We start from the raw sequence: 18,566 nt of genomic DNA on the forward strand, positions 1-18,566 counted from the left end.
AAGGTTACATAGAATGCTACGACTGGCAGCATCTTGGGTATGGGACTTCTGGATCGCCGACGACGGTGAACGCTACCACCTCTTCTTTTTGAAGGCGTCTCGAGCTCTCATCGATCCCGACCGCAGGCACTGGCGTGCCACCGTCGGGCATGCGACATCCACGGATCTCGTGACATGGACCGAACACGCTGACGCCATAATTCCCGATGACGCTCCGGCCTTCGACGATCTTGCAACGTGGACAGGGTCTGTAGTGCAGGACGAAACCGGCCTCTGGCGGATGTTCTATACCGCGGTCAGCCGTGCCGAAGGCGGCGTCAACCAGCGAATCAGCTCCGTTGTTTCCGACGATCTCTTCACGTGGCGCCGAGAACCAGACAGACAAATTCTTGAGCCGGATGCACGTTGGTACGAGACTGCCGAAACACGACAGTGGCCCGACCAAGCGTGGCGCGACCCGTGGGTTTTCCGGGGTGAGCACAACTGGCACATGCTGGTCACCGCGCGAGCCAACCATGGCGATGCTGACAACCGGGGAATCGTCGGACACGCAACGTCGCCTGATCTCCTCAACTGGACGGTTCAGCCGCCGTTGTCGGAGCCCGGCGCTGGTTTCGGACAGATCGAAGTGATTCAGACTGTCGTTGTCGACGGGAGGCCTGTTGGGTTGTTCTCGTGCCTCGGATCCGAGCTGGCGAATGAACGTCACACGAACGATCGAATCGGGGGCATTTGGGCTTTCCCCGCGGACTCCCTGGAAGGGCCATTCCCCATGGCGGACGCATATCGACTTACCGACGAACGACTCTACGTTGGTCGACTGGTCCAGGATCGCGCTGGACAGTGGCAATTCCTTGCGTTCCGGAATGACGACGGGAATGGCGGTTGGGTTGGAGAGATCACCGACCCGCAGCCGGTCCGCTGGATCAATGGCAAGCTAGCGATCGATGCGATGAGCCATGTCGAGCGCTAACTACTACGACGTGACGGCGTGGCCCGTAGGTAATCCGGCAGAGGACATCGGTGAGGTGTTCAACAGCATCATTGCGGACATCAAGAGCCGACAGTCGGCCACTGACGAGAACCAGGGCGGTAAGCCGGGTGCCGTGATCTATGTTCCGCCGGGGGACTATCGCCTTCGCACCCAAGTGCTGATCGATATTAGCTTCCTCAGGATCGAGGGCTCGGGACACGGCTTCACCTCGTCGAGCATCCGTTTCAACGTCCCGGAACACGAATGGCCTGACCTACACGAACTGTGGCCAGGAGGCAGTCGCATTCTGGTGGACATTCAGCTGAACGACGATAACGACGAGGCAGCGGGCGCAGCTTTTTATGTTGAGCGGAGCGGCAGCCCACGGATCAGTTCGGTTGAGTTTTCGAACTTTTGCATCGACGGTTTGCACTTCAGCCCCGATGGCTCGGACTTGCATTCGGAGAACACATACGTCAACGGCAAGACGGGCATTTATGTCGCGAATGCGAACGACTCATTTCGGATCAACGGCATGGGTTTCATCTATCTCGAGCATGCGCTCACCATCTTTAACGCGGATGCGCTGTCGATTCACGACAACTTCATCGCGGAATGTGGAAGCTGCATCGAGCTGCGTGGGTGGGGGCAGGCATCAAAGATCACGGACAATCTGGTGGGAGCAGGCTTCGCGGGCCACTCAATTTACGTCGAAAACCACGGTGGGTTGTTAGTCACCGCAAACAACGTCTTTCCTCGCGGTGCAAGCAGCGTGCATTTCAGTGGAGTCACGCGGTCAAGCATTACTAATAACCGGTTGCATTCTTTTTATCCGGGAATGGTGGTTCTTGAAGGGGGCAGCTCGGAAAACCTCATCGCCTCCAATCATTTCTTGCGAGACCTTGAACCGTGGACGCCTTTCTTCGGAATCGACAATGGACTGGATGATCTTCACGGACTTCTCTCTATTTGTGGAAGCAACAACTCGGTCATCGGCAACCACTTCTCCGAGGTCATCGACTCCCATCGAATCCGTCCGGCCGGTGCGAGGCCTGTCATAATCCGGCTGAGGGAGGGTGAAGCTAACTTCATCTCCACCAACCACGTCGTAGCGATGGACATTCATGCCACGTCAAGTGGCTCTGCTTTTGCCGCCCAGGTAGATGCGTTGCTGTCGACCGAGGCTATGGACGCTCTCGCTGTGACGACCGTCAAAGTGGACTCTGCATCGACCCGAAATACGATCCTCGATTCAGGGAGCGACGCCGACGTTGTTTTAGACACAAGCGCTAACGCGTTTAGGGGAACGCCGACAGTTGGTTCCTAGTCAGGGCCCAGTCGCAATTGCGCCGCGCGCATTCATGCGGTCGATAGAGTAACGCCATGAATTTCACTGAGCAGGGCCGAGTGATTGAGCATGCCCTGCTGCCGGTGGAGCCGGGCCGTGAGGCCGAGTTCGAGGCATCATTTGCCGAGGCGAAGAGCATCATTGCGTCGATGCCGGGGTTTCGTGGGCTGACGCTCTCACGCGGGGTAGAGCATCCGGAAACTTATCTATTGCTGGTGCGGTGGGACACCGTCGATGACCACGAGATTGGTTTTCGAGGTTCACCCGCATATCAAGAATGGCGAGCGTTGCTGCACGAGTTCTACGAACCATTCCCGGTCGTCGAGCACTTCGACGAGATCGAGCGGGTTGTGGCGAACAATTGAATGACCCGAACCACTTTCGCTCTCGAATCGTAAACAGCCCAAGATAGAGGGATGCTGCTGCCTGCGATCATCCTCATCACCTTGGCCCTCGTGTTTTACACCTTCGGGGTGTGGAGCGAGCGGGTGCAGAAGGTGCTCAAGCCGTGGCACGTCGTGCTCTTCGGGCTGGGATTGGCGGCGGATGCCACGGGCACGTTCCTGATGAACCTGATCGCGACCGAGAATCGTGCGGCCGGGATCGAGCAGAGCGTGTTGAACCAGTTGATGGGCGTCACAGGAGTGATCGCGATCGTTCTCATGGCCGTGCACCTCGCCTGGGCGATCGTCGTGTTGGTGCGCAACCGTGAAGCCGAGAAGACCAGCTTTCACCGGTTCTCTGTCATCGTGTGGGGAATCTGGCTCGTCCCCTACATCGTTGGCGCTCTGGGATCGAGCCTCGGCTAGATCGGATCAGCAGACACCGCTCAGCCGATTCGTTCGCGCAAGAACGCAACCACCCGGTCGCGGGCACCCGCAGCGGAGTTGGCCGGATTCTCCCGAACTTCGCCTGTCAGCACTGAGTGCGCCGTAGCGGCGTAGCGGTCAGGGTTTCCGGGCGATGAATCCAACTGGATGATTTCGAAGGCATCGCCGAGACGGGCTTTGATGGTGTCGAAGCGGGCGCGCGGGGCGGCGCTGTCTTCGCTGAAACGTAGCCCGAGGGCGCAGACTTCGCCGGCATCCGCTCGGGCAGCGATGCGATCGAACTCATCGGGCGAGACTCCGGCGTCGAGCTGACGAGCGCGGCCCACGGGAAAAGGGACTGCGGGCTGACTGAGAACGGATGCCGCCACAGAGTCGTCGATAGCGGCGGCCAACGCGAAGCCGCCGGTAAAGCACTGCCCGATGACACCAACGCCTCGCCCGGGAGTGCGGGCAGCTAGGTCGGATGCGACCGCCCGGAAGTAGTCGGTGATGGGGCGAGAGGAATTCGTCGCAAAGGCGCGGAACTCTGCCGCCACGCACAGCCGCAGCACGATCCGCGTCATGTAACCCAAGGACTTCGCCTTGCCGGGCTGGCCGAATGGCGAGGGAACGACCACGGCGAAGCCGGCAGCGACGAGGTGTTCGGCCAGGCCAAGCACTTCCGGTGTGATCCCGGGGATCTCTGGGATGAGCACCACCCCTGGCCCCGAACCCTTTTCGAAGCAGTCATAGGTCATGCTGGCGGCGGTGAAGGGCGCGCGAACCCACCCGCTCAGGTTGCCGACCGGGGCGGAGGAAGCTCTAACGGCTGTCATGCATCAATTATCTCGCACCGCACCCGCGGGTATTTCGCTGGCGAGCTCACTGTCAGCTCAGAGGGTGACGGATGGACTCCAACGGTTCGACCGTGATCACTGGCGGAACCAGCACGGTGTGCGGTTTGCCTGAAGACCACGAGGGTGCGCTCGACGAGAGTGGAACGGTGGTCGCCGAGTTCACTTCGGTCAAGACTTTCCAGTCGGGGGTTCTTTCCTCGGCGGATGCCACTGAGGGCTCCACGTACACGGTCACCGTGGGTAGTCAATCAGCGGGCACCGCAACGGCCGGAGTTGCCGCCGCTTGCAGCATGAGTGGCCCTGGTGAAATGCGTGGCGGAGCACCGCGCCCATAGCGACCGATCTAGTGAAGCGGGAGCGGACCCGCTTACGCGAGTTCCGCGCCCTTTCCCCTCTTCATCGGAGGCTCTTCTTGGTGTTCCTCAGTGCGACACGCCCGGGATGTGGTTGGTGTTGGTGAGGGGGCCAGAATGCACGTAATGTTTCCTCTTGTCACCCCAAAGGTGCGGAAGTCCCGGGCAGTTCTGCTGCTAGGTTTCCGGCCTCAAGTGGGGGCCACCATCCTCCTCAACTTTCGAGTTGTGGTCGAGTCAAACATCGTTTTACCTCTTGTGGGTTTCGGTGTCAGATCTTAGGATGAGAACCCGCTTTATTCGCGTGTTGGTCAGTTGTTGGGTGCCGTTCTGGTGCCGGATGGTTGGTTTGACAAGCGCGGTGAAGCTGGTAAGTTAGACAGGTTGCCTTCCGCATGTATGTGGGGGTTGCCAACACAGGTTTGAAAGCCCTGGGGTGAAGCCGTTGTGCGGTGGAGGTCAGGAGCGTCCGATCCTTGAGAACTCAACAGCGTGCACAATGTCAAATGCCAAAAACCCGACTGTGCTTAGTGAAATCGTCCCATTTCGGGTCGTGATTGCTGGTGCAGCGGATTCCTTTGGAAAAGATATAAACAACAAAGCAAGTCAGTATTGATTTGTTCTGTCAGTTTCAAACTTGCAAGGTTCTGACCTATTCCGGTTAGTCCTTGCACACAATGTGCTTCTGCAAGCTTGCTTGTGGTTGCTAAAAAACATTTATGGAGAGTTTGATCCTGGCTCAGGATGAACGCTGGCGGCGTGCTTAACACATGCAAGTCGAACGATGAAGCAGAGCTTGCTCTGTGGATTAGTGGCGAACGGGTGAGTAACACGTGAGTAACCTGCCCTTGACTCTGGAATAAGCGTTGGAAACGACGTCTAATACCGGATACGAGCTTCAGCCGCATGGCTAGGAGCTGGAAAGAATTTCGGTCAAGGATGGACTCGCGGCCTATCAGGTAGTTGGTGAGGTAATGGCTCACCAAGCCTACGACGGGTAGCCGGCCTGAGAGGGTGACCGGCCACACTGGAACTGAGACACGGTCCAGACTCCTACGGGAGGCAGCAGTGGGGAATATTGCACAATGGGCGCAAGCCTGATGCAGCAACGCCGCGTGAGGGACGACGGCCTTCGGGTTGTAAACCTCTTTTAGTAGGGAAGAAGGGCTTCGGTCTGACGGTACCTGCAGAAAAAGCACCGGCTAACTACGTGCCAGCAGCCGCGGTAATACGTAGGGTGCAAGCGTTATCCGGAATTATTGGGCGTAAAGAGCTCGTAGGCGGTTTGTCGCGTCTGCTGTGAAAACTGGGGGCTCAACCCCCAGCCTGCAGTGGGTACGGGCAGACTAGAGTGCGGTAGGGGAGATTGGAATTCCTGGTGTAGCGGTGGAATGCGCAGATATCAGGAGGAACACCAATGGCGAAGGCAGATCTCTGGGCCGTTACTGACGCTGAGGAGCGAAAGCATGGGGAGCGAACAGGATTAGATACCCTGGTAGTCCATGCCGTAAACGTTGGGAACTAGATGTAGGGACCATTCCACGGTTTCTGTGTCGCAGCTAACGCATTAAGTTCCCCGCCTGGGGAGTACGGCCGCAAGGCTAAAACTCAAAGGAATTGACGGGGGCCCGCACAAGCGGCGGAGCATGCGGATTAATTCGATGCAACGCGAAGAACCTTACCAAGACTTGACATATACGAGAACGGGCTAGAAATAGTTCACTCTTTGGACACTCGTAAACAGGTGGTGCATGGTTGTCGTCAGCTCGTGTCGTGAGATGTTGGGTTAAGTCCCGCAACGAGCGCAACCCTCGTTCTTTGTTGCCAGCACGTAATGGTGGGAACTCAAAGGAGACTGCCGGGGTCAACTCGGAGGAAGGTGGGGATGACGTCAAATCATCATGCCCCTTATGTCTTGGGCTTCACGCATGCTACAATGGCCGATACAAAGGGCTGCAATACCGCAAGGTGGAGCGAATCCCAAAAAGTCGGTCTCAGTTCGGATTGAGGTCTGCAACTCGACCTCATGAAGTCGGAGTCGCTAGTAATCGCAGATCAGCAACGCTGCGGTGAATACGTTCCCGGGCCTTGTACACACCGCCCGTCAAGTCATGAAAGTCGGTAACACCCGAAGCCAGTGGCCTAACCCGCAAGGGGAGGAGCTGTCGAAGGTGGGATTGGTAATTAGGACTAAGTCGTAACAAGGTAGCCGTACCGGAAGGTGCGGCTGGATCACCTCCTTTCTAAGGAGCATGTGCAACGCGTTTTTTCGTCCCTGCGGTATACACAGGGTTAGTGGGAAACGCATTATGTTGCCAAGTCGTACTGCCCTGTTCGGGGTAGACGGCGCTCATGGGTGGAACATTGACATTGTGGCCAGAGGAACTATTTTCTCTTCAGTACGCTGACTTCGGTTGGTAGGAACGAGGGTTTATGGGGGTGCTGGTCTTTGCACGTTGTTGGGTCCTGAGGGACCGGGCTCGGACTGAAAGGTTCGTGTTCGTACCTTAGGACCTGGGACATCGAAAGGTGTCTTTGGGTCTGATGGATCCTGGTCTTGTTTCCTGCAGGTTGGGGGATGAGGGAGGATACCGCCCGTATTTTGAGAACTACACAGTGGACGCGAGCATCTTAGATTCGACCGAAAGGTCGGATCACAAGAAATAACAATTGCTGTCATGCCTTTGGGTGTGGCAGTTCATTGGTCAATCTCGGCATTTAGGTGCCGCGATCGATTCTTATACTCATGTGATATCAATTTTCTAAGAGCAAACGGTGGATGCCTTGGCATCTGGAGCCGAAGAAGGACGTATAAATCTGCGATAAGCCTCGGGGAGCTGATAATAGAGCTGTGATCCGAGGATTTCCGAATGGGGAAACCCCGCTGGGCGTTGCAAGACGACTCAGTGACTCCCGCCTGAATATATAGGGCGGGTAGAGGGAACGTGGGGAAGTGAAACATCTCAGTACCCACAGGAAGAGAAAACAACCGTGATTCCGTTAGTAGTGGCGAGCGAAACCGGAAGAGGCCAAACCGATCATGTGTGATAGCCGGCAGGCGTTGCATGGTCGGGGTAGTGGGACTTTTCAGCTGTTACTGCCGTACAGCAAGAATTACAACGATATATAGACGAAGTGGATTGAAAGCCACGCCATAGAGGGTGCCAGCCCCTTAGTCGAAATGTGTCAATGGTTCGAAGAGTATCCCAAGTAGCACGGGGCCCGAGAAATCCCGTGTGAATCTGTCAGGACCACCTGATAAGCCTAAATACTTCCAGATGACCGATAGCGGACAAGTACCGTGAGGGAAAGGTGAAAAGTACCCCGGGAGGGGAGTGAAATAGTACCTGAAACCGTTTGCTTACAAACCGTTGGAGCAGCCTTAGTAGCTGTGACAGCGTGCCTTTTGAAGAATGAGCCTGCGAGTTAGTGATCAGTGGCGAGGTTAACCCGTGTGGGGCAGCCGTAGCGAAAGCGAGTCTTAATAGGGCGAAATAGTCGCTGGTTCTAGACCCGAAGCGAAGTGATCTATCCATGGCCAGGTTGAAGCGTGTGTAAGAGCACGTGGAGGACCGAACCCACTTCAGTTGAAAATGGAGGGGATGAGCTGTGGATAGGGGTGAAAGGCCAATCAAACTTCGTGATAGCTGGTTCTCTCCGAAATGCATTTAGGTGCAGCGTTGCGTGTTTCTTGCCGGAGGTAGAGCTACTGGATAGCTGATGGGCCCTAAAAGGTTACTGACGTTAGCCAAACTCCGAATGCCGGTAAGTGAGAGCGCAGCAGTGAGACGGTGGGGGATAAGCTTCATCGTCGAGAGGGTAACAGCCCAGACTACCAACTAAGGTCCCCAAGCGTGTGCTAAGTGGGAAAGGATGTGGAGTTGCACAGACAACCAGGAGGTTGGCTTAGAAGCAGCCACCCTTGAAAGAGTGCGTAATAGCTCACTGGTCAAGTGATTCCGCGCCGACAATGTAACGGGGCTCAAGCACACCACCGAAGTTGTAGATTTCGTATTATAGGTAAGCCTTCGTGGTTCAGCCGTACGGAGTGGTAGGAGAGCGTCGTGTGGGCAGTGAAGCGGCGGTGTAAACCAGCCGTGGAGCCTACACGAGTGAGAATGCAGGCATGAGTAGCGAAAGACGGGCGAGAAACCCGTCCTCCGAATGATCAAGGGTTCCAGGGCCAGGCTAATCCGCCCTGGGTAAGTCGGGACCTAAGGCGAGGCCGACAGGCGTAGTCGATGGACAACGGGTTGATATTCCCGTACTGACGAAGAACCGTCCCAACTAATCCAGTAATGCTAAGTATCTGAATCCCCTAGACCAATCCCTTCGGGGTGAGGCGTGGGGCCTAGCGTACGACCCTATTCTGGTGCGGTTAGCGTATTAACAGGTGTGACGCAGGAAGGTAGCTGAGCCGGGCGATGGTTGTCCCGGTCTAAGGATGTAGGGCGAACGATAGGCAAATCCGTCGTTCATTAAGCCTGAGACCCGATGGGTAGTCGTCAAGACGAAATCAGTGATCCTATGCTGCCAAGAAAAGCATCGACGCGAGGTTCAAGTTACCCGTACCCCAAACCGACTCAGGTGATCAGGTAGAGAATACTAAGGAGATCGAGAGAATCGTGGTTAAGGAACTCGGCAAAATGCCCCCGTAACTTCGGGATAAGGGGGGCCTAAGGCGTGAACGGATTTACTCCGGGAGCGCTGCAGGGCCGCAGAGACCAGTGGGAAGCGACTGTTTACTAAAAACACAGGTCCGTGCTAAGTCGCAAGACGATGTATACGGACTGACGCCTGCCCGGTGCTGGAAGGTTAAGAGGAACGGTTAGTCGTAAGGCGAAGCTGTGAATTTAAGCCCCAGTAAACGGCGGTGGTAACTATAACCATCCTAAGGTAGCGAAATTCCTTGTCGGGTAAGTTCCGACCTGCACGAATGGCGTAACGACTTCCCAGCTGTCTCAACCGCGAACTCGGCGAAATTGCACTACGAGTAAAGATGCTCGTTACGCGCAGAAGGACGGAAAGACCCCGTGACCTTTACTATAGCTTTGTATTGGTGTTCGGTGTGGCCTGTGTAGGATAGGTGGGAGACTGTGAAGCTTGGACGCTAGTTCAGGTGGAGTCATTGTTGAAATACCACTCTGGTCATATTGGATATCTAACTTCGAACCGTGATCCGGTTCAGGGACAGTGCATGGTGGGTAGTTTAACTGGGGCGGTTGCCTCCCAAAAAGTAACGGAGGCGCCCAAAGGTTCCCTCAACCTGGTTGGTAATCAGGTGTCGAGTGTAAGTGCACAAGGGAGCTTGACTGTGAGACTGACAAGTCGAGCAGGGACGAAAGTCGGGACTAGTGATCCGGCAGTGGCTTGTGGAAGCGCTGTCGCTCAACGGATAAAAGGTACCTCGGGGATAACAGGCTGATCTTGCCCAAGAGTCCATATCGACGGCATGGTTTGGCACCTCGATGTCGGCTCGTCGCATCCTGGGGCTGGAGTAGGTCCCAAGGGTTGGGCTGTTCGCCCATTAAAGCGGTACGCGAGCTGGGTTTAGAACGTCGTGAGACAGTTCGGTCCCTATCCTCTGCGCGCGCAGGAAATTTGAGAAGATCTATCCCTAGTACGAGAGGACCGGGATGGACGAACCTCTGGTGTGTCAGTTGTTCCGCCAGGAGCACCGCTGATTAGCTACGTTCGGAATGGATAACCGCTGAAAGCATCTAAGCGGGAAGCCAGCTTCAAGATGAGATTTCCATGGCTTAGGCCGAGAGACTCGCAGCTAGACTACTGCGTTGATAGGCTGGATGTGGAAGCAGGGACTAACGACCTGTGGAGCTGACCAGTACTAATAAGTCGATAAATTGATAACACCCCACCTCACTCGGCAGTCTTTGACTGTCGAATGGTGACTGAGAAGAATTCTCGCGTCCACTTTGTGGTTCCCGATTTACGGTCGGGAACTGCGCCCAGCACACACTGCTGAGCCCCACCCTAGGTGGAAGCTCTGTGATGTGAACTGGCCCAGACTGATACATAAATCAATAGTGTTTCGGCGGCCATAGCGAGAGGGAAACGCCCGGTTACATTCCGAACCCGGAAGCTAAGACTCTCTGCGCCGATGGTACTGCAAGGGGGACCTTGTGGGAGAGTAGGACACCGCCGGACTTCAATTGTAAAATAGCCACACCCTTCGGGGTGTGGCTATTTTGCGTTAACCACCCAACAACACCGCTACAGAACAAACCGTGAGTTTGGCGATGATGCTTTCTGCACGCGCAACTCAGGACTACATTCATCGTGTGGTTCACGACGAACCTCAGCGTCAACATTCTTCAGACCGGAGGCGCATCGTGGGTGTCACAGATCAAGGGTCATTCGCTCAAGAAGCGGTTGCCGAAAACTATCGCCGCTACCTTCAGCCCTACCTTTTCGATCCTTGGGCCCAGCGACTCGTGAACTCAGTCAGGCTTGAGCCGGGACAGACAGTACTCGATGTTGCCGCCGGCACCGGTGCTGTAGCCCATGCCGCGGCATCCGTCGTCGGGAAAACGGGGAGAGTCATCGCCTCCGACATCAGCAGCCCGATGCTGGCCGAACTGACCCAGCTGGAATCGAGCGCATCACCCGCTGCAATCGAGACCCTCACGTGTTCGGCGACAGCAATCGAACTGCCCGACGCATCCGTAGATGTGGTGTTCTGCCATCAAGGTCTGCCCTTCATGCCCGACCGAGTGGCCGTCGCGCAGGAGATGCTCCGCGTATTGCGACCAGGGGGAGTCGTCGCCGTCGCAGTCTGGGCGCTCGAAGCTCCGCTCTACCCGTTCGACAGGTACGCAGAGTTCATGAGAGAACGCATGCCAGATTCGCCCTTCGCGCGAACGATGGCGAGTGGAGCCCTCTCGATGACCCGCGACTCCGTGGCGTCAGCGCTTAGTGGCGGAGGCTTCATCGACGTTAGTGCGGGTGAGGAGCAGCTGACGGTCCGCTGGCCGAGTCCCGCTGCTGAAGCCCGTGGGATCAGCGGGACACCATTCGCCGCCGAGCTTGCTGCGCTAGCGCCGGATGTACGAGACAAGTTTCTATCTGACCTCGCATTGTGGCTTGCCGATCAGAATGGAGCTGCCGTTTCGTACCTCACCACAGCTGTGTTCGGCCACGGAACCGCGCCCTGATCACCGGTCACTCAACGCGAGTAAGTCAGGCGCGGCCGATTACTGCGCCGAACCAGTACCCGCACGGCATACAGCTTCGCGGCGTACCGTGAGGCGTGGATGCACTAGCGGCCCTCCCGCGAACTTTCTCGCCTCAGAGCACGCCTGCAGCATCCGACAACTGCCAGGAGGCGACCATGCAGGTCATCGTCAACACCGATAACAACATCACCCTCAGCGAAGACACCATTGCATCAATCACGTCAGAGCTCGAATCCAAGCTCGCACACTTCAGCGCTCATCTCACGCGGCTGGAAGTTCATCTGAGTGACGAAAGTGCCGGTCGCAGCACAGGCGACGACATCCGGTGCCAGCTTGAGGCCCGCCCCGAAAACCGTACGCCCGAGCTCGCGAGCGACAACGCCTCAACAGTCGACTCCGCACTCAACGGCGCCACCCGCAAGATGCAGCACGTGCTCGAGACGACGTTTGGACGCGCTGACCAGCACAAGGGTGCCAGCTCCATGGGCGGCGTGGAGCCCCTCTAAGTCAGAAGCTGTCGGACTCCGAGGAACACGAGGGTTGCGCGTCTACGGAAGTCGTCGGAGAAGTTTCCGCGGCATCTGCAACGAGCATTAAGGTGCTGTAACCAGAGAACGCAACACGCCCGGCGTGCTTCGCAACCCGCCCTGAGTATCAACCGTGATGACATCCACATCCCAGCGGTCAGTTACGTCATCGAGCGCATCTTCTCCGCCGGCCACAATCGTTGTCGCCAGAACGTCTGCCGTCACGATGTCATTGGCGATGACACTCACCTGTACGAATACTGCTGGCTCAGCGCTGCCGCCACGCCAAATGTGGTCACCACGCTGAGCGCTACCCGAGGTCGCAATTGCCCGCCGCGGATGCCTCAACTCAAGCGAACAGAGGAGTTGCGTCGGCGAGTGGGGATCCGCAATACCCGCACGCGACGAGTGCGAGAGTGCGGCAGCGGCGGCCGGAGCTCGGATCCCGGCACGCAGAACACCCGGTGGCAGTTGCCCGGCCGGAGCAGGGACCTCGGTGGCTACGCCGGTGGCGGAGACGAGGATGTCGCCACCGACGTTGATGCTCCACTCCGGGCATCCGACTGACGTCAGGTAGGCACCGGCTTGCTCAATTGCTTCGGCCTTGACGATTCCATTGAGATCGATCGTGCCGTCGGGACGGTTCGGGCTGAAGTTGCCTCCAGTGGCCGTGCGCCACTCGAGCGCGCGGGCATAGCTGGCCAGGAGGACGCTGCTGGCAGCAGGCAGAGCGAGTCGACCATCCGCGATCATGCTCAATTCAGAGTCGGGGCGATAGAGGCTGAAACGGTCATCGATCGCGCGAAAGATGCGCTCTAGCTCGGCAACCTCGGAGGCCCAGGCGCTCGGAAGTTCGGTGGAGGCAACCGTGCCCATCGTCTCAAACACGTGCCGCATCAGGCGCCTGCTTGGTCGAGGGCGGACTGCACGGACGCGAGATAGGCCTGGGTCGTGTAGGTGGCGCCGCTCACGTTCGACACCTGAGCGGACTGTGAAGAGAGCACTTCATTGCGCAGGATCGGCGCCGCACGGTTGCTGATCTGAACGGAACGACCATCCGCATCCGTCAGCCGAAGGGCAGTCACATCGCTGATGCTGCCCGAGGCTATGGTTACCGAAACCTGCACATTTCCAAAGCGCGTGCGGATAGTCGACCCGGTGTAGGAGCCGTCGGCCGGTCCCGAAGCCGCTGGGGTGTCCGTTGTTGTGCCGGTGGATGGCGCAGTCGTGCTGGTGCTGCCGGTGCTGCCGGAACCTGAGGACGCGGCGCCGTTGTTGCTTGCCGAATCGATCGGCAACGAGACGGACGTGCCGTCGCTTGTAGTGACGCTAACGCCTGCTTGGTAGCCGACGATGAGCACGCTTGCCGAGGCAAGGATGCTGCCCAGAATTGCTCGAGTTCTCACCAGTCAAACCTTTCTGCATGAATTTGGTGGGGGCGGAGCCCGGCGGCTCGCACATCTTCTTCGACGAGGTCGAGCCACGGTGTCGGTCCACAGAGGTAAACATCGGAGTCAGCCAGATCAGGAAAAGTCGAGGTGAGCGTGACGCCGCGGTCGACGTCGGCCGCCGACATCCAACTTGATGTGTAGCGCGGGCGGTGCCCGATCATCGTGTAGCAGTCGGCGCCCTTTGCTGCAGCGATAGCTCGAATCTCATCCCAGTGGTACGTCTCTTCTGGTGTGCTTGCCCGCAACAGGATTGTGGCGTCGCCCGGAGCGAAACTGGCCTGCTCAAGAAGGGCGCGCACCGGTGTCACCCCAATACCGGCAGCGATTATTGCGAGCTTGGGGGAGGTTCGTGCGGCCGCGGAGAAAAGTCCGTATGGTCCCTCAATGCTGACGTGAGTGCCGATAGGGAGAGCATTGAGCTGCGCGCTTCCGGCACCAAGATTGCGCACGGTAATGCGTGCTGAACGGTCCGTCGGCATCGCTGACAGTGAAATGGGGTGTGAGTGCCACCAGGTACGACCGGTCCAGAAACGCCAGATGAAAAATTGACCACCGGATGCTCCGAGCCCACGCAGCGCATTGCCTTCAAGCTGGATCGTGGTGACTCCGGGAGCAATCTCGGTGACGGCGGCCACGCGCATCCGATGTCTGAGGCTAGAAACTAGTGGCTCGATGAAGCGGAACGTTGCGATAGCGCCGATCGCGACAACATAGAGAGCAATCCAGTACACGCGTTGTGCGGTTCCCTCCGAGAGCACGCCTCCAACGCTGAGCTGGTGGGGGAGTGCGAAGGCGACAGAAACATAACTGAGCAGGTGGATGAGGAGCCAGCCCTCGTAACTGAAACGGCGCCTGACGGCGATGAGTGACGACACCACGACAGCGATAAGTAGGCCAAGGCCGATAAACGCGAGAGGCATGTCTGGCAGAGCCAGCATGGGCCCGATTTCGGCGATGGGGTTTATCCCCGACGCCAGTCCGTAACCGATGAGGAGCAGCAGACCGTGCCCGAGCAACAGGTACAGCGCTGGTTTGCCGAGCGAACGATGGACGGCGATCGCCCTGTCGTGCCCGATGGTCGCATCGATGAGCGGGATCCGCGCCGCAAGCACGAGCATCACCAAAATGAAGTCTGTACCGATGAGCCCAGCGATGATGCCCACGCTGGTGATGATTTCGGCGAGTGAGCCGAATTGGTCAACGCCTCCCGATGCCAGAAAGAGTGCGGCAGCGGCAGCACCCGAAGCCCACAGCGCCATCACGAGCAGATCGGAACGACGAGCTCGGCGTGCAAACGTGCGGCGGTAGTCGGCGGCAGCAGCGTTAGCCAACGGCTGGGCTGAGTCGCGTCGAGCGCGGGTGGGGGTGGTCATGTCACTACTGTGCTGCTGAAAGCTAGGGGTACGCCAAGAAATACGCCCCTATTGGATGAGCGAACTCACATCTTTGGCAGAGTGACAGTCACGCGTAACCCTGTTTCAGTGTTCTCCAGCGCCGCCGTACCGTGGGCCGCCACCGCAATGGCGTGCACGAGAGCGAGCCCGAGACCGCTGCCCCCGGTTGTTGCGGTGCGGGAGTTATCCGGACGGGAGAAGCGATCGAACGCGATCGGGATGAAGTTTTCGGGCATCCCGGGGCCAGTGTCGTGCACATCCAACAGCAGTTGCGTCGCATCCTGATGCAGCGTGGCAACAACTTCGCCACCCGTCGCGAGCGCCGCCAGCGCATTCGACAGCAGATTGTCGACGAGTCGCCCAAATGCTTGAGCACCCACCGCGTAGCTTGTGCTCTCGTCGCCAACGGCGACAGCAAACTCCACCCGCGCCGACTTGGACATGCCTACTAGGCGGGCCCGGTCAATGCTGCCCATGAACTCGTCTACCAGAACGTGGGCGGGGGTGTGCGCATCACTCGAGTCGGTTTCTAACCGGTTCAACTCGAGCAGGTTCGATGCCAGAGATGTCAGCCGATCGACGGATGCCTCAGCCGACGACACCTGGACGGCGAGGGCGGCCGCATTCCCAAAGTCGGCGTGCGCGAGCTCAAGCTGCGTTTTGAGTGCCGCCAGTGGAGTGCGCAACTCATGTGCCGCATCCGACACCATCTGCTTTTCGCGTTCGGTGGAGGCGCGGGTGCTGGCAAGGAACGCGTTGAGGGTTTCGGCGAGGGCAGAGAGTTCATCTCGGGCAGGCCCGACGGGGAGGGTTGCTTCGGAGTCAGCGCTGAACTCTTCGGCTTTGCGACGCATAAGATTCACGGGTCTGAGGGCGACGCTCGAGAGAATCCACGAGGCGAGAGCGAAGCCAGCAAAGAGAACGATGCCGGCGATCAGGAGCACGCGACTGAGGCCGTGGAGCGCGAGCTCGCTAGCGGCGGCGCTGCGTGCCGACCACACCGTCCACGTGCCAGCGGCTGTCGTGACACTATCGCCAGCGACGACAAAGGAGCGTTCTTCGTCGTCACGAAAGAGGAAGGTCTCCGTGACCGGTTCGCGGCGATCGACCGCTTTCTGCACGTCGCGTGGCAGGGTATTGACCTGCACGTCACCTGAGGGATCACGGACATAAATGAGTACGCCCGTTCCCGGATCATCCACATTCTCGTCGGGATTTGCGGTGATGTCGGCGACGAACGGAACGAGATCACTGGTGGCAAGACTGCGATCAGCGTCGGTCAGTATTTGCTCGACCGAGCCGCGCACGACGAGTAGTGCGAGCACCAAGAGCACCGCGACGGCGGCAACGCTGCCCAACGTGATGCGGGCACGGATGGAGAGAGAGGAAAACATCACTCCACCGCCGAAAGCGAATAGCCGATACCGCGCACGGTGCTGATGGTGAGTGCGGACGCGGTCGGTTCAAGTTTGCGGCGCAGATAGCTCACATACTGATCGACGACGTTTGCATCTATGTGGGCGGTCGTTCCCCACACCTCTTCCAAGATCGCGTTCCGTGTGAGCGGTTCGTCGTGATGCGAGGCGAACATCCAGAGCACGGCAAACTCTTTCGAACTCATCGGCAGCGCAGTTCCGGAAACTGTCGCGCGCACGGTCGCGGCGTCGAGCGTGAGGTTTCCGATTCGGAGCGTCGCTTTGCTTGCCGCCGAATCCCGGCGAACGAGAGCACGGATGCGGGCAGAGAATTCGGCGAAAGCGAACGGTTTCGTGAGGTAGTCATCCGCCCCAGAGTCGAGGCCTAGCACCCGGTCTTCGACAGCATCCCGGGCAGTGAGAAGGAGAACGGGCAGCGGATTGCCTTGCTTGCGCAGGTGGCGGCAGATTTCGAACCCGGTCATTTCGGGCAACATGACGTCGATGGCTGCGGCCGAAAACGTGTCTTGCGCAGTAGCAATGAGGGCGTCGACTCCGTTAGTGACGAGTGTCACTTCGTAACCGTCATCCTCAAGGCCCTGTTGAACGAGAGCACCCATGGCGGTGTCGTCCTCCACGACAAGGATCTTGGTCATACGGGCCAGACTACGCCTGTAAAACTGCGACTCCGTGCGGCGCGGTAACGTTGGGGCATATCATTATCGTCGCCGCTAACCCCGGTTTGGTCGATGCTCTTCGTCGTTGAAAGGCTGCCCTATGCCCTCAAGCTCACTCTCGCATCAGGAGGCGGCCCCGGCCACCTCAATGCCTCGACCGACTGTTGGAGATCCGCGACTTCCGCAGCTTCGTGAAGCTACCGGCTTCGTCGAGTACATGGAGACGGGGTGGGCAACTCCCGACCGCACCCCAGATACGGTCCCGGGAATTGCGGCGGCGACTGCCGCCCACCGCGCACGCGTGAGCCCAGCCTTTGCCGGCCGAACCATCGTGCTAGCTGGAGGCAAAGCCCCCGTTCGCGTCAACGACAACTACTACGGGTTTCGTCCAGACAGCAACTTTTTTTGGTTGAGCGGATGCTCGGCAGAAGACGCCGTCTTGGTGATGAGCCCGACCAGTGGCGGCCACGACGCAACCCTCTTCATTCCCGCACCGGCATATCCCGGAGAAGCAGACTTCTTTGCGGATGCCGCCCACGGAGAACTCTGGGTCGGCTCCGCTCCCGGAATGCCCGAATGGACCGCGGCTCTCGAAATTGAAACGAGACCCCTCTCTGAACTTGGGGCGGCGCTGTCTAGCGCGACCGACATCGCGCTCGGCGGTTCGCTGCTCGGCGCGAATCCACTGCTCCATGAGATCCCCGTCTCGCAAGACCTCGGCCGAGTACTCGCCGAGTTGCGGATGATCAAAGACGAGTGGGAGATTGCCGAGATTCGCGGCGCGGTAAACAAGACCATTGACGGCTTCGCGGCAGTTGCGCGAGAGATTCCGCAGGCGATCAAGTTTGGCGGAGAGCGCTGGCTTCAAGGCACCTTCGACCGCCATGCTCGCACTGTCGGAAACGGCACCGGGTACACCACCATCGTGGGAAGCGGAGCGAATGCTCCCGTGCTCCACTGGGTGCGTTGTGATGGGCCAGTGCTGCCCGGCGCCGCCGTGCTGCTCGATATGGGGGTTGAAGCTCGATCCCTCTACACCGCAGACATCACTCGAACGCTCCCGGCATCCGGAACCTTCTCGGCAGCCCAGCGTCAAGCGCACGACCTCGTGGAGAAAGCTCACCGAGCAGGTCTTGCCGCTGTCGGGCCTGGCAAACCGTTCAGCGGTTTTCACTCGGCGGCTCTCGAAGTGATCGCGACAGGTTTGCACGACTGGGGACTGCTCCCGGTTTCGGTTGACGAAGCTCTCAGCCCTCAGGGGCAGCATCACCGTCGCTACATTGTCTGTGGCATCGGACACCACCTCGGTCTCGACGTTCACGATTGCGCGAAGTCGAGCTATGACGCGTATCAGGGGGCTCCAATGGAGCCGGGAATGGTGATGGCGGTCGAACCGGGACTGTACTTCCACGCGTGGGACAACACGGTGCCGCCCGAACTGCGGGGCCTCGGCGTGCGAATTGAAGACAACGTTCTCGTCACGCCGACCGGATCAGAGGTGCTATCTGAAGCCCTCCCGATTACCGCAGACGGCATCGAGGAATGGATGCGCGCGCTCTAGCCTTCGCG

14 protein-coding genes and 3 rRNA genes are annotated in these 18,566 nt (G+C 58.5%); 11 read left to right on the forward strand and 6 right to left on the reverse strand.

Annotation, left to right across the window (positions count from 1 at the left end; all coding sequences use genetic code 11):
* Positions 1 to 13 precede the first annotated feature (13 nt).
* Genes AC1ENN_RS01740 through AC1ENN_RS01755 form a run of 4 tightly spaced genes read left to right on the forward strand, consistent with a single transcriptional unit; the run spans position 14 to position 3,130 of the window.
* Positions 14 to 973 carry a glycosyl hydrolase family 32 gene (locus tag AC1ENN_RS01740; RefSeq protein WP_480406540.1) on the forward strand — a complete coding sequence of 320 codons (960 nt, stop codon included), beginning with the start codon at positions 14 to 16 and terminating at the stop codon, positions 971 to 973.
* A complete protein-coding gene (locus AC1ENN_RS01745; protein ID WP_480406541.1) occupies positions 960 to 2,300 on the forward strand; it encodes a NosD domain-containing protein in 1,341 nt (446 codons plus the stop codon). Before AC1ENN_RS01740 ends, AC1ENN_RS01745 begins: the two co-directional genes overlap by 14 nt.
* A 56-nt stretch (positions 2,301 to 2,356) precedes the next feature.
* Positions 2,357 to 2,686 carry an antibiotic biosynthesis monooxygenase family protein gene (locus tag AC1ENN_RS01750; protein WP_480406542.1) on the forward strand — a complete coding sequence of 110 codons (330 nt, stop codon included), beginning with the start codon at positions 2,357 to 2,359 and terminating at the stop codon, positions 2,684 to 2,686.
* Positions 2,687 to 2,737: 51 nt separating this feature from the next.
* Complete coding sequence (locus AC1ENN_RS01755) at positions 2,738 to 3,130, forward strand: HsmA family protein (RefSeq protein WP_480406543.1); 393 nt, start codon at positions 2,738 to 2,740, stop codon at positions 3,128 to 3,130.
* A gap of 20 nt (positions 3,131 to 3,150) precedes the next feature.
* On the opposite strand, the gene AC1ENN_RS01760 is transcribed toward AC1ENN_RS01755, so the two are convergent.
* Positions 3,151 to 3,966 (reverse strand): dienelactone hydrolase family protein, encoded by an 816-nt coding sequence (locus tag AC1ENN_RS01760; RefSeq protein WP_480406544.1) that lies wholly within the window; start codon positions 3,964 to 3,966, stop codon positions 3,151 to 3,153.
* A gap of 71 nt (positions 3,967 to 4,037) precedes the next feature.
* On the opposite strand from AC1ENN_RS01760, the gene AC1ENN_RS01765 reads away from it, so the two are divergent.
* The 6 genes from AC1ENN_RS01765 to AC1ENN_RS01790 all read left to right on the forward strand — a co-directional run bounded on the left by AC1ENN_RS01765 (position 4,038) and on the right by AC1ENN_RS01790 (position 12,039).
* Positions 4,038 to 4,322 carry a hypothetical protein gene (locus AC1ENN_RS01765; protein ID WP_480406545.1) on the forward strand — a complete coding sequence of 95 codons (285 nt, stop codon included), beginning with the start codon at positions 4,038 to 4,040 and terminating at the stop codon, positions 4,320 to 4,322.
* A 734-nt stretch (positions 4,323 to 5,056) separates the two neighbouring features.
* Positions 5,057 to 6,583: ribosomal RNA gene (locus AC1ENN_RS01770) — 16S ribosomal RNA — on the forward strand.
* A gap of 509 nt (positions 6,584 to 7,092) precedes the next feature.
* Positions 7,093 to 10,209 (forward strand): 23S ribosomal RNA (locus tag AC1ENN_RS01775).
* Positions 10,210 to 10,388: 179 nt separating this feature from the next.
* Positions 10,389 to 10,505: ribosomal RNA gene (gene rrf, locus AC1ENN_RS01780) — 5S ribosomal RNA — on the forward strand.
* The 16S, 23S and 5S rRNA genes sit together here, the layout of an rRNA operon.
* Before the next feature lie 185 nt (positions 10,506 to 10,690).
* The gene (locus AC1ENN_RS01785; RefSeq protein ID WP_480391622.1) at positions 10,691 to 11,512 is read left to right on the forward strand and encodes a class I SAM-dependent methyltransferase; all 822 of its coding nucleotides are present in this window, start codon (positions 10,691 to 10,693) and stop codon (positions 11,510 to 11,512) included.
* 95 nt (positions 11,513 to 11,607) lie between these two features.
* A complete protein-coding gene (locus AC1ENN_RS01790; RefSeq protein ID WP_449648505.1) occupies positions 11,608 to 12,039 on the forward strand; it encodes an HPF/RaiA family ribosome-associated protein in 432 nt (143 codons plus the stop codon).
* Positions 12,040 to 12,126: 87 nt separating this feature from the next.
* Here AC1ENN_RS01790 and AC1ENN_RS01795 read toward each other — a convergent pair whose 3' ends face one another.
* From AC1ENN_RS01795 to AC1ENN_RS01815, 5 genes are all read right to left on the reverse strand, one after another.
* Positions 12,127 to 12,957: an FAD:protein FMN transferase gene (locus AC1ENN_RS01795; protein ID WP_449648504.1), complete on the reverse strand. Its 831-nt coding sequence runs from the start codon at positions 12,955 to 12,957 to the stop codon at positions 12,127 to 12,129.
* On the reverse strand, positions 12,957 to 13,466 hold the full coding sequence (locus tag AC1ENN_RS01800) for an FMN-binding protein (protein WP_449648503.1): 510 nt from the start codon (positions 13,464 to 13,466) through the stop codon (positions 12,957 to 12,959). The genes AC1ENN_RS01795 and AC1ENN_RS01800 overlap by 1 nt, the downstream gene beginning before the upstream one ends.
* Positions 13,463 to 14,884, reverse strand: coding sequence for a ferredoxin reductase family protein (locus AC1ENN_RS01805; protein WP_480406546.1), 1,422 nt, complete (start codon positions 14,882 to 14,884; stop codon positions 13,463 to 13,465). The genes AC1ENN_RS01800 and AC1ENN_RS01805 overlap by 4 nt, the downstream gene beginning before the upstream one ends.
* Positions 14,885 to 14,949: 65 nt before the next feature.
* Positions 14,950 to 16,299, reverse strand: a complete 1,350-nt coding sequence (locus tag AC1ENN_RS01810) for a sensor histidine kinase (RefSeq protein WP_480406547.1) — start codon at positions 16,297 to 16,299, stop codon at positions 14,950 to 14,952.
* On the reverse strand, positions 16,299 to 16,976 hold the full coding sequence (locus tag AC1ENN_RS01815) for a response regulator transcription factor (protein WP_449648501.1): 678 nt from the start codon (positions 16,974 to 16,976) through the stop codon (positions 16,299 to 16,301). Before AC1ENN_RS01815 ends, AC1ENN_RS01810 begins: the two co-directional genes overlap by 1 nt.
* A 121-nt stretch (positions 16,977 to 17,097) precedes the next feature.
* Here AC1ENN_RS01815 and AC1ENN_RS01820 point away from each other — a divergent pair, with 121 nt between their 5' ends.
* Positions 17,098 to 18,558: an aminopeptidase P family protein gene (locus AC1ENN_RS01820; RefSeq protein WP_449648500.1), complete on the forward strand. Its 1,461-nt coding sequence runs from the start codon at positions 17,098 to 17,100 to the stop codon at positions 18,556 to 18,558.
* Positions 18,559 to 18,566 lie beyond the last annotated feature (8 nt).

The organism is Rhodoglobus sp. G.S.23 (genome assembly GCF_056675935.1).